This window comes from Pseudomonas sp. UMAB-08, from assembly GCF_900095225.1.
Taxonomy (GTDB): domain Bacteria; phylum Pseudomonadota; class Gammaproteobacteria; order Pseudomonadales; family Pseudomonadaceae; genus Aquipseudomonas.
Genome location: NZ_LT607443.1, coordinates 1 through 15,364, shown reverse-complemented (window position 1 = coordinate 15,364; position 15,364 = coordinate 1). Strand labels below are relative to the sequence as shown.

11 protein-coding genes and 3 pseudogenes are annotated in these 15,364 nt (G+C 53.3%); 10 read left to right on the top strand and 4 right to left on the bottom strand.

Annotated elements, in window-relative coordinates:
• Positions 1–400: 400 nt before the first annotated feature.
• Together K0F75_RS25210 and K0F75_RS25205 are read right to left on the bottom strand one after the other, a co-directional pair.
• The gene (locus K0F75_RS25210; RefSeq protein ID WP_219064677.1) at positions 401–1,330 is read right to left on the bottom strand and encodes an NAD-dependent epimerase/dehydratase family protein; all 930 of its coding nucleotides are present in this window, start codon (positions 1,328–1,330) and stop codon (positions 401–403) included.
• A gap of 332 nt (positions 1,331–1,662) precedes the next feature.
• A pseudogene (locus K0F75_RS25205) lies at positions 1,663–2,205 on the bottom strand (IS630 family transposase); the annotation flags it as partial.
• Between the two features lie 82 nt (positions 2,206–2,287).
• Between K0F75_RS25205 and K0F75_RS25200 the strand changes: the two are divergent.
• Positions 2,288–3,310 (top strand): IS110 family transposase, encoded by a 1,023-nt coding sequence (locus tag K0F75_RS25200; protein ID WP_219064676.1) that lies wholly within the window; start codon positions 2,288–2,290, stop codon positions 3,308–3,310.
• Positions 3,311–3,556: 246 nt separating this feature from the next.
• Here the strand turns inward: K0F75_RS25200 and K0F75_RS25195 are convergent.
• Positions 3,557–4,036: pseudogene (locus tag K0F75_RS25195) on the bottom strand (IS630 family transposase); the annotation flags it as partial.
• Between the two features lie 111 nt (positions 4,037–4,147).
• Positions 4,148–4,465 (bottom strand): annotated as a pseudogene (locus K0F75_RS25190) (benzoate/H(+) symporter BenE family transporter); the annotation flags it as partial.
• A gap of 143 nt (positions 4,466–4,608) precedes the next feature.
• Between K0F75_RS25190 and K0F75_RS25185 the strand changes: the two are divergent.
• The 9 genes from K0F75_RS25185 (at position 4,609) to K0F75_RS25145 (ending at position 14,943) form a co-directional block, all read left to right on the top strand.
• On the top strand, positions 4,609–4,851 hold the full coding sequence (locus K0F75_RS25185; RefSeq protein ID WP_219064675.1) for a hypothetical protein: 243 nt from the start codon (positions 4,609–4,611) through the stop codon (positions 4,849–4,851).
• Positions 4,852–5,424: 573 nt separating this feature from the next.
• Entirely contained in the window at positions 5,425–6,456 is a 1,032-nt protein-coding gene (gene gmd / locus K0F75_RS25180; protein ID WP_219064674.1) for a GDP-mannose 4,6-dehydratase, read from the top strand.
• Positions 6,456–7,349, top strand: a complete 894-nt coding sequence (locus tag K0F75_RS25175) for a GDP-mannose 4,6-dehydratase (RefSeq protein ID WP_219064673.1) — start codon at positions 6,456–6,458, stop codon at positions 7,347–7,349. The genes gmd and K0F75_RS25175 overlap by 1 nt, the downstream gene beginning before the upstream one ends.
• On the top strand, positions 7,349–8,491 hold the full coding sequence (locus K0F75_RS25170; RefSeq protein ID WP_219064672.1) for a glycosyltransferase family 1 protein: 1,143 nt from the start codon (positions 7,349–7,351) through the stop codon (positions 8,489–8,491). The genes K0F75_RS25175 and K0F75_RS25170 overlap by 1 nt, the downstream gene beginning before the upstream one ends.
• Complete coding sequence (locus tag K0F75_RS25165; RefSeq protein ID WP_306823074.1) at positions 8,491–9,603, top strand: glycosyltransferase family 4 protein; 1,113 nt, start codon at positions 8,491–8,493, stop codon at positions 9,601–9,603. Before K0F75_RS25170 ends, K0F75_RS25165 begins: the two co-directional genes overlap by 1 nt.
• Before the next feature lie 173 nt (positions 9,604–9,776).
• Positions 9,777–10,748, top strand: coding sequence for an SDR family oxidoreductase (locus tag K0F75_RS25160; protein ID WP_219064671.1), 972 nt, complete (start codon positions 9,777–9,779; stop codon positions 10,746–10,748).
• On the top strand, positions 10,745–11,773 hold the full coding sequence (locus K0F75_RS25155) for a glycosyltransferase family 4 protein (RefSeq protein ID WP_219064670.1): 1,029 nt from the start codon (positions 10,745–10,747) through the stop codon (positions 11,771–11,773). Before K0F75_RS25160 ends, K0F75_RS25155 begins: the two co-directional genes overlap by 4 nt.
• A gap of 106 nt (positions 11,774–11,879) precedes the next feature.
• Complete coding sequence (locus tag K0F75_RS25150) at positions 11,880–13,877, top strand: nucleoside-diphosphate sugar epimerase/dehydratase (RefSeq protein ID WP_219064669.1); 1,998 nt, start codon at positions 11,880–11,882, stop codon at positions 13,875–13,877.
• Between the two features lie 730 nt (positions 13,878–14,607).
• Positions 14,608–14,943, top strand: a complete 336-nt coding sequence (locus K0F75_RS25145; RefSeq protein WP_219064668.1) for a helix-hairpin-helix domain-containing protein — start codon at positions 14,608–14,610, stop codon at positions 14,941–14,943.
• Positions 14,944–15,364: the final 421 nt, after the last annotated feature.

The window sequence follows — 15,364 nt, the reverse complement described above, 5'->3', positions numbered from 1 at the left end:
GCGCGACGGCCGTCGCGCTGACTGATGATGGCTGAGCGTACACGACGGTTCAGTTCGGTCTGTTCTTCTGGACTAAGGATAATCTCTTGGGCGTTCACTTGCACCCCGAGTGCTGAATGACAGGGAAAGTGTAGCCAAAGATGCAGAAAATTTATTTCGAAAACATGACACTAGCCAAACTAAGGTTGATCACCCTGAAGGTATGTTTGACCTTAGCTCGTGTCTGCGACTAAACGCATTTGATCTTGGGCGACACGCGGTCAATGACGCATATTTTCCCATGTTTGCGTCGGCCCCTGGGCACAGTGAACATCGACCAGCTCATGCCGCACCTTGTGTTCGGGGCGCTTACGCAAGCCTTTAATGAAGCACGCTCGGATAAGCTTTTTTTCAGGGGCTGTCAACGTCCGAGTAACCGAGCTAGTCCGACACTCAGCGGTGTCGGCTCAGCAAGCTTTAAGCGATCAAGCAAACGCCGGTTGTTGGCCCGCGAGTGACGGATATCACCAGAGCGGGCCGGCTGATAAGAGATCGCAGGCAACTCGCCCAACATCTCGGATAACGCCGACAGCAGCTGATTCAGAGATGTCGCTTGGTTCAGGCCGACGTTGATCGCGCCTTCTTCGGCATTTGGTAGCTCCAGTGCTTGTGTCAGTATCTTCACCAGGTCACCCACGTAAAAGAAATCACGAGTTTGTTCGCCATCGCCAAAGACTGTAATCGGTAGGCCTTTTTCTGCGCGCTCGGCGAAGATGCTTATCACCCCAGAGTAAGGCGATGATGCAGCTTGGCGCGGGCCGAAAATGTTGAAGAAGCGAAATACCACCGGTTCCAGAGCGTGCTGGCGGCGATAGAAATCCAGGTAGTGCTCGCTCGACAGCTTATCCGATGCATAAGGTGTCAGCGGAACCTCGGGCGTGTCTTCGCTGATCGACTCGCCGTCGCCATTGTTGCCATACACCGCTGCGCTGGAGGCAAACAGCACCCGCTTGATACCCGCTTGACGCATCGCTTCGCAGACGTTCAGCGTGCCTATGAAATTGCTTTGATGGGTGCGAACCGGATCGTCCACCGATGCTTGCACTGACGCTACCGCCGCCAGATGCACAACGGCCTGACAGCCCATGGCGGCACGGACCACTAATGCTGCGTCGGCAACGTCGCCTTCGACCAGTTCAATCCGAGGGTTACCCAGCGGCAGGTTACTGCGTTTGCCAGTGGAAAGATCATCCAGAACTCGCACGCAATAGCCATTGGCGAGTAGCGCATCGGCCAGGTGGGAACCAATGAAACCGGCGCCGCCGGTGATTAAGACAGGAGCATCAGACATGTCGATAATAACAATCCAGTGGGTTGAGTAGGCAGTCACACAGTGCGCGTGGTTTCCACCAATAGTTGCGCGACCTATGCGTTTTGTCGAATTTTTCCGCGCGCCGAAAACGCCAGCTTAATCACACAAGGTGTGTTAGGCGGACTTACAGCTTGCCCAGGGAGTGACGGCCCTCCACAAAAGCTGCTCCAACAACCTGAAAATCCGCCGCCACAACATAATTTTAATGTAAGCGTTTTTCTAGAGCGGGCATTGTGCGAGCCAATATCACAAAAGTATAAACGGATATTTCTGCGTGCCGACCTAGTGTACAGTCTCATAAATAAAGTTCCTCATGCCTGGGAGGCCATTGCCTCACGGGCTCGCTGTATCTTGTTCAAAATATCTTCCCCCTTGGCGCTCCAGACGTAGCGAGTCGGCTGCGTATTTCGCAGTGCCAGGAACGTGGTGATCGAGCTTTCGAGTTCGCGAACCGAACTGAAACTGCCGTCACGCAGGTACACCGTGATATCGCGAAAGAAGCGTTCAACCATGTTCATCCACGAGCTGGATGTCGGGGTGAAGTGCATGTGGAAGCGCTTATGCTTCTCAAGCCATGCCTTCACTTTCGGGTGTTTATGCGTGGCGTAATTGTCCACGATCAGATGCAATTGGAGCTGCTTGGGCGTTTCTCGATTGATCTTCTTGAGAAACTCCAGCCATTCCTGATGCCGGTGTTGGCGCTCGATGGAACTGATCAAGCGTCCCTGAAGGTAATCCAGAGCGGTGAATAAGGTGACGGTGCCATGGCGGACGTAATCGTGCGATTGCGTGCGGATATGCCCGATCCCCAAAGGCAGTCCCGGCTGGGTGCGCTCCAAGGCCTGAACCTGGCTTAATGAGATGGTCAGCCCGGCCTGAGAGACCCGGCAAGTCTAAACTTACCGGGTTTCTCTCTTTACCGAAGGAGGATCTCTCATGACTACCATGGCGCTTTTGGGTATCGACATAGGCAAAAACACCTTCCACCTGCACGGCCAGGATTCCAAGGGACATCAGGTGTTGCGTAAGAAGCTCAACCGCAGTTGTCTACTGCCATTTCTGGCACAGCTACCCGTATGTACGGTAGCGATGGAGTCCTGCGGAGGTGCGCATTGGCTGGCCCGCCAAATCGGCGAATTGGGCCATACCGTGAAGCTGATCGCCCCTCAATACGTCAAACCTTTTGTCAAAGGCAATAAAAACGACTTCATTGATGCCGAAGCGATTTGCGAGGCGGCGAGCCGCCCCAGCATGCGCTTCTGCTCGATCAAAACTGTCGAGCAACAAACCCTGGCAGCGCTTCACCGGGTTCGCGATTCATTGATTGGTAATCGAACAGCGGCGACCAACCAGATCCATGCTTTCTTGCTGGAGTTCGGCATCACTTTGTCCATCGGCCCCGCTGCCTTGCAGCGTGTGCCAGCTCTGCTGGATGACGCCACGCATCCTGTGCCTGTTCGCTTGAAAAGTGTCGTCATGCGCTTGTATCAGGAGATACAGGGGCTCTCGGCCGAGATCAAGGACATTGAGTACGAACTCAAGCAGCAGTTGAAAGAGGACGATGCGGGCACTCGCCTGCTGAGTATTCCGGGCATAGGGCCGATTACCGCTAGTGCTCTGGTGGCAGATGCAGGAGACGCCTCAAATTACCACAACGGTCGTGACTTCGCCGCATCGCTGGGTTTGGTACCACGCCAGTATTCGACCGGAGGACAAACGAAACTGCTGGGTATCAGCAAGCGCGGCGACAAGCACATACGACAACTATTGGTGCAAGGGGCTCGTGCGATCATGCAACACATCGATAAACGTGATGATGCCTTGGGGCCCTGGGTGAGAAGTTTGCTAACGCGGCGGCACTCCAACGTGGTGGCATGCGCCTTGGCCAATAAAATGGCGCGGATCGTGTGGGCGGTATTGGCAAAAGGAGGACAGTACAATCCACATCCGAACGTTTGAATGTACAGCTTTACCACTGGCTTTTGCGACGTCACTGACTGATGACAGTAAACGGCACACGACCCGACTGAAAACCTGAGATGAAAGTCAGCGTTAGAAGCTGTTGGCTTTTTAAGGACAGACGGGAGCGGCTACTCATCAAGGGCCGAGCGCTAAGAACCCGCACTCAATGAGCCCGAATACATTAGCGCAAGCCTACTTTATTGAATACAGTCAACGAGGTTGCAAAAGATGGGCTGACCATACATCGCAACACAGCACCAATGCCTTATCCGGTGGATCCAGATACAGTCCAATGACGTACCAGAATTTCTCTTGGAAGTTTGGATCGTTGGACAGTTTGAAGGTGCGTGTCAGGTGAGGTTTTATGTCGTTGGCGGCCCATATGCGCTGGACGCTGGCCGGTGAGATGCCGGCGACTCGCGCCATGCTTCGACAGCTCCAGCGAGGCTGACCGATACGCGGCTGAGTGACTTGCTCAAGGGTCCGTTTCAACGCTTCGGCCGGCGGGGATGGCTTGCGACCTCGTCCGGGCAGATCCACCAGGCCTTGTAGGCGCAGCTCTTGAAAACGCTTGCACCAGTGGGTGACTGAAACAACGGAGAGACCGGTCAACTGGGCAGTCTCGTTACGAGAGCAACCTCGAGCGGCTAGCAAAATCACCCGCGCCCGACAACCGTCGCGCTGAAGGATCGTGGCTGATCTTATGCGCCGACTCAGTTCAATTTATTCGTCTTCACTGAGCACGATGTCCGGAGAACTCATGTGATCACTCCAAGCACTGACTGACCACAGAAGCATAGCTCAGGTTAGAAACTTTTTTCAGAGACGGCACACTAGCAGCACAAAGGCGGCGGCCGAAATGATGTACGCACCTATCGCCTCGGCATAGGCGGTGGTTGCAAGCGCGACGACCATAAAGGCCGCCGCGGATGTCGACCAAGCAGTAATGATCGGTTTACGGGTCACCCAGTTGAGAAACAGTTCGGTAATGCCCGCGCCAATCGACATCGACCACACCCACGAAGCCGTCAGCTCGGGGCCGACCCCGGCGACCTCGGCGGCCTGAAAGATCAGAATGAAAGTGCCACCATAGTTGACGATGACCGAAATCAGGCCGGCAACAATCGGATGGATAAGATCGCGTATACGAATGGGTGATGTGAAGAGGACATGTTTTCTTTGCTCCTTGCAAAGCGAGGTGCTTGGGTGAAGAGTAATTTATAACGCTGAAATGGCATGCTTTGCCTCTACACTTTTATGTAGTGAACCAGACTGATGTCACAGGGCACATGCTCATGATTGATGCGGTGGGTTGCCAGCGCGGCATTGCCAAAAAGATACGGGACAAGGGAGCCGATTACGTTTTGGCGCTCAAGGGCAACCAAGGCACGCTCAACGACGATGTCCGCTTGTTTTTGCAGGCACAGGCAGCCAAGCCCATACCCATGGCAATCAGTGACACCTACAGTAGTGAGATCGATGCCGGGCGCGTTGAGTCGCGCAATGGCTGGAATAAAAACCGACATGGAGCGGGCTGACACGCATCGCCATGATTCATGATTGAGGAGACGCAAGAGTTCAAGGGGCGCATCAGTGTTGATCGACGTTTCTTCATCACCAGTTTGCCAGCCAATGCCAGGCAAATCGCCCAGGCGGTACGCGCTCATTGGGCTATGGACACTGGAAGATCAATCAACCGTGCGCAAGGACCATGCACCGCAGAACCATGGCCATTTTACGCCATGTGGTGTTCAACATGGTGAACACTGCGAAATAATACTTCAAGGGCATCGGCGTCAAGGCGCTGCGCAAAAAAGCAGGCCGGGGTGACGAGAATCTCCGGCTGATTTTGAAGCGCAGTTTTTGATGGGATAGTCCTGAGAATATGAGTTTGCCCTGGAAAAAATCAACACCCCTCAATTTGTGCCCGCGCAAGGTATAGCTTGAGGTCGTTGCATAGGCTAGTGCGTTTGCTTTTCGTCGTATCAAAGCGTATCCATTATGATGCTTGGTTCGATGCCTGCAGAAGCTGTAATATGCCGCCTTTGCTTGTGCAATATTTCACCTAAACCGTACTTTCAGAGCACTTGAATGGAGTTCAAAGAATCCGCATGAAAGCTATCGTTACCGGCATCACTGGTCAAGACGGCGCCTACCTGGCGGAACTGCTGCTGGGTAAGGGGTACACCGTCTACGGCACATACCGTCGTACCAGTTCTGTCAATTTCTGGCGGATTGAAGAGCTGGGCGTCCATAAGCATCCCAATCTACATTTGGTCGAGTACGACCTGACAGACCTCTCTGCCAGCATTCGCTTGCTGCAAACCACTGAAGCTACCGAGGTCTACAACCTTGCGGCGCAAAGCTTCGTGGGCGTTTCATTTGATCAACCGCTCACTACGGCTGAAATCACTGGCATGGGTGCAGTGAACCTGCTGGAGGCGATTCGCATCGTCAACCCTAAGGTGCGTTTCTACCAAGCGTCCACTTCCGAAATGTTCGGCAAGGTTCAGGCTATTCCGCAGATCGAAAGTACCCCTTTCTATCCGCGTAGCCCCTACGGTGTGGCCAAGCTGTACGCTCATTGGATGACCATCAACTACCGCGAGTCCTATGGCATATTCGCGACGAGCGGCATCCTGTTCAACCATGAGTCGCCGTTGCGTGGTCGTGAGTTCGTGACGCGCAAGATTACGGACTCTGTTGCCAAGATCAAGCTGGGCCTGCTGGACAAGATGGAACTGGGCAACATGGATGCCAAGCGCGACTGGGGTTTTGCCAAGGAGTACGTTGAAGGCATGTGGCGTATGCTGCAGGCTGATGAGCCAGATACCTTTGTGCTCGCGACTAACCGTACCGAAACCGTTCGCGACTTTGTGTCCATGGCGTTCAAGGCCGTCGGTATCACCATTTCCTGGGCTGGCGAGGCTGAAGCCGAACAGGGTACGGATGCTGCCACGGGCAAAGTGTTGGTGACGATCAACCCGAAATTCTACCGTCCTACTGAAGTCGAGTTACTGATCGGTAACCCCGTCAAGGCGAAAGAAGTGTTGGGCTGGGAACCAAAGACCTCCTTGGAGGAATTGTGCCGCATGATGGTTGAAGCGGACCTTCGTCGTAATGAACAAGGCTTTTCATTCTGATGAGTATTGCTGGCAAGCGTGCGCTGATTACAGGTATTCATGGCTTCACCGGTCGCTACATGGCCGATGAGCTGCAAGCCAATGGTTATGAGGTCATCGGGTTGGGCAGTCAGCCCTCCGACGATGAAAATTATCACCAGGTAGATCTGGCTGATGGTTCTGGTCTTAGCACCTTGCTGGCACAGATTCAGCCAGATGTTGTTGTCCACCTTGCAGCACTTGCCTTTGTTGGGCACGGAGCTGCGGAGGCGTTCTATCAGGTCAATTTGATCGGGACGCGCAACCTGCTTGTGGCAATCGCGGATTGCGGCAAAAAACTCGATTGTGTGTTGCTCGCCAGCAGTGCCAACGTTTACGGCAATGCTTCAGCAGGCTTGTTGAGCGAGTCTACGCAGCCATCGCCAGCCAACGATTATGCCGTGAGCAAATTGGCCATGGAGTGCATGGCCAATTTGTGNGAGCGTTTGCCTCTCGTCATTACTCGTCCGTTCAACTACACGGGTGTCGGCCAAGCCGATAACTTCCTTTTGCCCAAAATCGTGTCGCACTTCCGCCGTAAGGCCGAAAAAATCGAATTGGGCAATCTGGATGTGTGGCGCGATTTCAGCGATGTGCGTGCGTTGGTCCAAGCCTATCGTGGTCTTATTGAGGCCAAGCCGATAGGGCAGACAGTCAATGTCAGCTCGGGGACTACTCATTCGCTTCGTGAAGTGATCGAGATATGCAAGGTTTTTACCGGTCACGACATTCAGGTCGAGGTAAATCCAGCATTTGTCCGTGCCAACGAGGTTAAGACGCTGTGTGGGGATAATTCTCGGCTACGTTCGTTGCTCCCGGGTTGGCAAACGCCGGCTTTGGGTGAAACGTTGAGCTGGATGTTGACGGCTGAATAATGAAGTTAGTCCTTTCTGTTGAGCCGGTCCGCTTTCCGCTGACCGGCATTGGTCGTTATACCTACGAGCTGGCTCTGCGACTTCAGCAGAGTCCTGAAATTACGGACCTGCAGTTCTTTGCTGGTCGGCGATTCCTGCCAAGCCTGCCCATTGCGGCTAACGAGTCAGGTAATGGCTATAGCTTGAAGCGTGCAGTGCAGAAGAATTTTCTGGCGATCGAGGCTTATCGGCTTCTGATGCCGATGCTGCGCAAGCGAGCATTAAAAGGGCATGCTGACTTTCTGTACCATAGCCCCAATTACTACCTGCCGCCGTTTGCTGGGCGTAGCGTTGCAACATTCCATGACCTTTCGCCATTCACTTGGGCGCACTGTCATGCCCCTCAGCTTGCCCGCTATTTGCAGAAAGAGCTGAAGACCACCTTGCTCAGGGCGGATGCCTTGATTACTGATTCCGAGTACACCCGTCGTGAGCTAGCAGAGTACTTTGCCTGGCCAATAGAGCGTATTCATACCGTTCCTCTCGCCAGCTCTGCCGAGTTCCATCCTCGCAGCCCGCTCATTCTTCGTGACGCCCTTAAGCGACACGGCCTTGAAGTCGGCGGCTACAGCCTTTTTGTAGGCACAATCGAGCCGCGCAAGAACATCGAGACCTTGCTGGATGCCTATTCCCGATTGCCCTTGGCGCTTCGTACTCGTTGGCCGTTGATCTTGACGGGTTACCATGGATGGCGGAATGACGCTATCCACGAGCGATTGGAAGTGGCTAAGCGCGAGGGATGGGCGCGTTACCTGGGGTTCGTCCCAAGCGAAGATTTGCCGTTGCTATTTGCTGGGGCGCGCCTTTTTGTATTTCCTTCTTTATATGAAGGTTTTGGCTTGCCGGTACTTGAAGCAATGAGTTCGGGGGTGCCGGTGGTATGTTCAAACAGCTCATCTCTCCCGGAAGTGGCTGGCAACGCTGCCTTGATGTGTGAACCAACGGATGTTGAAGCGTTGACTGGGCTCATACAGAAAGGGCTTGAGGATGAGTCGTGGCGTACAACGGCTATTGAAGAAGGGTTACTGCATGCCGCTTCTTTCTCTTGGGAACGGTGCGCTATGGAAACGCTGCAGGTTTATAAGACGGTGGTTAAAGGTTAATGATTAAGGTCCTCCATTTCTTCAAAACGTACTATCCAGAAACCATGGGTGGCATTGAACAGGTGATTTTTCAAATCGCCGAGGGAGGAGCCCGTCACGGATTTGAATCCGAGGTCTTGTCGCTGAGCCGCCAAGGCGCAGCAAGAGATGAAGTCGTTGGTCGCCACGTGAGTCACCGTTCAAAACTTGATTTCCAGCTTGCGTCGACCGGGTTTTCGCTTTCTGTGTTTAAGGATTTCGCGGCGCTGGCAAAGAGAGCAGACGTGATTCATTACCATTTTCCGTGGCCTTTAATGGATCTTGTGCACTTCGCCAGCCGCATTCATAAACCAACAGTGGTTAGTTATCATTCGGATATTATCAAGCAAAAAACGCTGCTGAAACTATATCAACCGTTGATGGGGCGGTTCTTGTCCGGCGTGGATCGTATTGTTGCCTCTTCGCCAAATTATGTTCAAAGTAGTCCGGTGCTAAATAGATTTAAAAGCAAGGTTCGTGTGATTCCTTACGGCTTGGATCGAGGGACATATCCAGAACCGTCTGCTGAAAAGTTAAATTATTGGCGCGGGCTGGTTGGAAATCGTTTCTTTCTGTTTGTGGGTGCACTTCGATACTATAAGGGGCTGGACTACCTTTTAGCGGCGGCTCAGACTACCCTGCTGCCGGTTGTTATTTTGGGTGGAGGGCATCTTGAAGAAGAGCTCAAGGCGCACGCGTTACAGTTAGGTCTGACAAATGTTTATTTTTTGGGTTCTTTGCCGGACGACGATAAGGCTGCTTTACTTGAGTTGTGCTATGCATTCGTCTTTCCATCGCACTTAAGGTCCGAATCTTTTGGGATCTCATTACTGGAGGGCGCTATGTTCGGTAAACCAATGATTTCGTGTGAAATTGGTACTGGGACTACCTTTATAAATATCGCTGGTGAAACAGGCTTGGTAGTCCCCCCCTGTGATTCTGGTGCCCTGGGGCAGGCTATGCTGTCTCTTTGGCAGAATCCAGAGATGGCATCCACGATGGGAAAAAACGCCTTGCGACGGTACGAGGCAATATTTTCGGCTGATATTATGGCTGAGTCCTATGCAAAACTATATAACGAGCTTTTGCAGTAATAGGGGTTAGGGATGCGGAGAGTTGAGAGTTTACGGCTTCGCGTCGCTGGCTTTAAGGCTCGCGAGATCGATGCTAGCCTCAACCTCTCCGAGATTATATAAAGACGGTTTTTTGTCTGGTCAGTATCATCTGTCGTCTCGCTTCTGCGCTTGTATCATTCAGAGTCATCGAAATGGTTGGTCGATCAATTCTTGTCACCGGTGCGAGCGGTTTTCTGGGAGCCTCGCTCGTCAGGCACCTCGCTTTATCCGAAGCTTTTTCAGTTAGGGCCCCTGTTAGACATCTGCGTGTTTGCTTTCCCGCGTCTGTAGCGGTTCTGCCTATAGCGGACCTTGATGCGTCGACGAACTGGCAGTCCGCGTTGTCTGGCGTTGAGGTTGTCGTGCATGCTTCGGCGCGCGTACATGTGATGAACGAGTCCGCGCAAGACCCTTTGGTTGAGTTTCGCAAGGTGAATGTCGAGGGCACGCTCAATCTTGCGCGTCAGGCTGCGGCTGCCGGTGTTAAGCGATTCATTTTCATCAGTTCGATCAAGGTCAATGGCGAAGCTACTTTGCCGGGCAAGTCGTTCTCGGCGGAGGACGTGCCTGCTCCTGTCGAGGCTTACGGCGTTTCCAAGCTAGAGGCTGAACAGGGTTTGTATGAACTGGCAGAATCGACGGGCATGGCGGTGGTCATTATTCGTCCGGTGCTGGTGTATGGCCCGGGAGTGAAGGCGAATTTCTTGAGTATGATGCGTTGGCTGTCCAGGGGGATTCCATTGCCCTTGGGCGCGATTCATAACCGGCGCAGCCTGGTGGCGTTAGACAACCTGATCAGTCTCATCGTTTTATGCATTGATCATCCACGTGCTGCGAACCAGACTTTTTTGGTCAGTGATGGTGAGGATGTTTCCACGACTGACCTGTTGCGCAAGCTGGCCTGTGCGCTCGGCAAGCCCGCGCGGCTGTTACCGGTGCCGGGCTGGTTGCTACAAGGCATCGCCGAGTTGCTCGGGCGGCGAAGTCTGTCCCAGCGGTTGTTTGGGTCGCTGCAAGTGGATATCAGCAAAAACCAAGCGTTATTAGGCTGGAAGCCTCCGGTCAGTCTGGATCAAGGTTTACGACTGACCGCACAACATTTTCTGGAATCACGTAACTCATGAATTATTGGTGGCTTACCCCCGCAATCGCTGTTGTATCGTTCGTTCTAACTGCTGCTCTGCGCCGCTATGCGCTTGCCCGGAGTCTGCTGGACATCCCTAATGATCGAAGTTCTCACTCTTTGCCTACGCCCCGTGGTGGGGGAGTGGCCATTGTGTTGGCGTTTCTTTTGTCCCTTGGGTTTTTATGTTGGCTTGAGGGGCTTACGCCTGCGACATTTTTAGCGGCTGGCGGGGCAGGGGTGCTGGTCGCGGTCATCGGCTTTATGGATGATCATGGGCATATCGCCGCTAGATGGCGTTTGCTCGGGCATTTCGCAGCAGCGGCCTGGGCGTTGTTCTGGCTTGGCGGGTTGCCCGCGATCAGTTTTTTTTGCATGTCGATTTCGTTGGGTTGGCTCGGGCCGGTTCTTGCGCTGTTTTATCTGGTCTGGATGCTCAACCTTTACAACTTCATGGACGGTATCGACGGTCTTGCCAGTGTAGAGGCGGTCTGTGTGTGTCTGGGGGCATGCCTACTGTATGGGTTTACTGGGCACGCTGATTTGGTTGGTGCACCTCTGCTGCTGGCTGTGTCCGTGGCTGGGTTCCTGTGCTGGAACTTTCCTCCTGCCCGAATTTTTATGGGCGATGCAGGCAGCGGATTTCTGGGTGTGATGCTCGGGGTGTTGTCTCTTCAGGCCGCCTGGGCTGCACCTCAGCTATTCTGGGGGTGGCTGATCTTGCTGGGGGTGTTTGTTGTCGATGCTACCTTTACGTTGATTCGCCGTTTGGTACGCGGGGATAAAGTGTATGAGGCGCATCGCAGTCACGCTTATCAGTTTGCTTCTCGCCTCTATGGCAGGCACTTGCCTGTCACCTTGGCCGTGGGGTTGATTAATCTCTTTTGGTTGCTGCCTATCGCTGTGGCGGTAGCCTGTTTTGGACTGGATGGAACGCTCGGGCTGATAGTGGCCTATGTGCCGCTGGTGTTCTTGGCGATTAAGTTTCATGCCGGCGAACTGGAAACTCCCGGTCGCGGTAATTAAGCATCATTGCAGTTGTCCAATTTTTCAGTGATGAAAGTGCAAAGGTACGTACAATTGCCACCGCTGATTGACACGAGGCATGGGGCCTTCAGGGGCTAATCGTTTTATGGATAAATTACGTGCGTTTCTGGTGGGGCTGCCAAGAAGGCGGAAGCGGCTGATACAGGTCTGTGCGGACATCGTGCTGGTCTGGGTTGCGCTGCTGCTGTCGTTCGTCGTTCGTTTAGGGGTAGAGGATGTGACTCATCCTTTGTTTCAGCACACTTGGTTATTTATCGCTGCTCCTGTGGTGGCTATTCCGTTGTTTATTCGTTTCGGCATGTACCGGGCGGTGATGCGCTATTTTGGCAATGATGCGCTGATTGCCATCATCAAGGCGGTCAGCCTGTCTGCCCTGATACTGGCGTTTTTCGTTTACTGGTACAGCGATCACAAGACCCTCGTGCCGCGCTCGATCATCTTCAATTATTGGTGGTTGAGCATGGTGATCATCGGCGGGCTGCGCCTCGCCATGCGCCAGTATTTTATGGGTGACTGGTTTTCGGGTGCCCATCATGTGCCGTTTACCAATCGTGATGATGGCCTGACCAAGGTTGCGGTCTATGGGGCCGGTGTCGCCGGTAACCAGCTGGTTGCCGCCTTGCGCATGGGGCGTGTCTTGCGCCCCGTGGCATTTATTGACGATGATCCCAACATTGCTGATCGGGTGATTGCCGGCTTGCAGGTCTACAAGCCCAAGCATATCCAGCAGATGATTGATGTTACCGGCGCAACCGAGCTGTTACTGGCACTGCCGTCTTCAACCCGTGCACGGCGTCGGGAGATTCTCGGTTATCTGGAAGGCTTTCCACTGCACGTACGCAGCGTACCGAATTTCACAGACCTGGCCAGTGGCCGAGTTAAGGTCAGTGATATCCAAGAGGTGGATATTGGAGATTTGCTGGGTCGCGATGCGGTACCGGCTCAAGAGGAGTTGCTGGAGCATTGCATTAAAGAGCAGGTCGTTCTGGTGACGGGGGCGGGCGGGTCGATTGGTTCTGAGTTGTGCAGGCAGATCGTCCATCTTGGACCCGTAAAACTGCTGTTATTCGATCACAGCGAGTTCAATCTTTACAGCATTCTGAGTGAGCTTGAAAAGCGCATCGCACGCGAGTCGCTTCCTGTTGAGTTATTGCCGATTCTGGGGTCGGTGCAGCACCGGTGGAAACTCCTTGAGGTGATGAACACCTGGAAGGTGGACACGGTTTACCACGCTGCCGCCTATAAGCATGTGCCGATGGTCGAACACAATATTGCCGAAGGCATATTGAATAATGTGATGGGTACGCTGTACACCGCTGAGGCCGCACTGCAGTCCGGTGTTTCAAATTTTGTATTGATCTCCACCGATAAGGCCGTGCGCCCCACGAATGTGATGGGCAGCACCAAAAGACTTGCGGAGCTGACGTTGCAGGCATTGAGCCGGGAACTGGCGCCGGTACTTTTTGGCGACAAGGCTAATGTCTCCCAAGTCAATAACACGCGTTTTACGATGGTTCGGTTTGGCAATGTGTTGGGGTCGTCAGGCTCAGTCATCCCCCTGTTCCACAAGCAGATTAAAAGCGGCGGGCCGCTGACTGTCACCCATCCCAAGATCACCCGTTACTTTATGACCATCCCTGAAGCCGCTCAGTTGGTTATTCAGGCGGGTTCCATGGGCAAGGGTGGGGATGTGTTTGTGCTGGACATGGGGCGGCCTGTGAGAATTGTTGAGCTCGCTGAAAAGATGATCCACCTGTCAGGCCTGAGCATTCGCTCGGAGCGAAACCCTCAGGGCGACATAGAGCTTGAGTTCATTGGCCTGCGCCCTGGTGAGAAGCTCTATGAGGAGCTGCTGATTGGAGATAACGTCTCCGAGACCCAGCACCCGATGATCATGTGCGCCAATGAGGCTCATCTGAGCTGGGATCAATTGAAAGCGAGCATCACTGAGTTACTGGTCGCTGTTGACGCCAATGACTACGAGCGTGTTCGTCAGTTGCTTCGCGAAGTGGTCAGCGGCTACAGCCCCGAGGATGAGATTGTCGACTGGATGTACCAGCAGGGTCGCAAAGATCCGTTATGACAGGTGGGGCGATTCTGCTGGGGGTTTTCAGGCAGTAGCAGAAGTTGCAAGTGTTCAGGCCTGCAGTGTTCTGGACGCTGATGCTGCATCAGGGGCAGTGCGGGATGATAGTTCGCTGGTTTCTTGACTTGCGCGTTTCCCGCTCCAGATAAGGCTTAGTGCGATTAAAGTGCCGACTACCGAAGCAGCGCCCCAGCACAGAAAAAAAGTTAACATTTTGTTGCTCCTGATTCGGTATGTCTTTGTCCGAACAACCGCGGATTTGAGCCTCTTTTGCTCAGCGTCAAAAAATTCCTGAACTAAATTTACCTCTAAAATTAAGTTGTTCAAGTTGAAATCCGTTATTTTTGTCGTCAAAAAAACGGCTTTTGTTTGTTTTTTCGGAGCTACTGTTGTGTGGCTGCCGGCAAGTTGACGACTTTATGTTTTGGCGTTTTTTTTGGCACGTATTTAAATGAATTATTTCATAGGGATAGAGCGGGGAAATATGGGGGTGTCGTGCTTCGACAGAATTACGTCGCTCCACGCAGAATAAGCATGGGTTTGAAAAATAATTGTTTCAAATGAACCTGATGGGCGCATTAGGACGAGGCCGATGCTCGCTATGGCTTTGCATGCACGATCAAATATTCGGTAACGCTTCGGTTTTTGACGGGGGGCGACGCTCGGCTACCTTTGAGAGGCAGCTTCGGAAAGCTGCTCTCACCCTGGATAACATGGAGCGTCACTTATGCGTACTTCTGTCCTCTCGTCCTTCTTGTTTGCCTTGTTCACCACTGCTTCGGTCGCTGTGAGTGCCGCGCCTGTTGCCGAGGTTTCAGCGCCGGTCCCTGTCAGCGCCCCAGCCATGATGCAGGCCGAGCAGGGCGAAAGAATCAATCTCAACACTGCGGATGCCGAGATGCTTCAGCGCGAATTGGCTGGAGTGGGGGACGCCAAGGCCAAGGCCATCGTGGCTTACCGTGAAGCCAACGGCGAGTTTGCGTCGATTGATGAGCTGCTTGAGGTGAAAGGCATCGGCAAAGCGATCCTTGAAAAAAATCGCGACAAGGTCAGCATTAACTAATTAGGCGTTGGTGGATGAAAGGCTGGTCTTTTGACTGGCCTTTTTAATGGGTTATGACTTGTCTGCGAATCGACTGTGCAGCAGTCGCAAAATGGCTGGATTCACCACAGCAGGAAGGTCGTGCCGACCTTATCGCAGACAAGTCAGCTCCTACCTTGACCCGATTTGCTGCGCGACAGTCCTATCAAACAATCGATAACCATCTGAAATAGATCATTATTTGTAGGAGCTGACTTGTCAGCGAAGACCATTCAGGGCGGTCCACCTGCCGCACCTCGATCCAACACCCGCTAGCAGATGATCATGGCTACAGGGTTAGACCCGAACCCGCCGGAAGCCCGTGCCGGGCTTATTCGCAGACAAGTCAGCTCCTTGTATCTCGACTATCGCTTTTCAACGAGCGATAGTTCTCGACTGATCA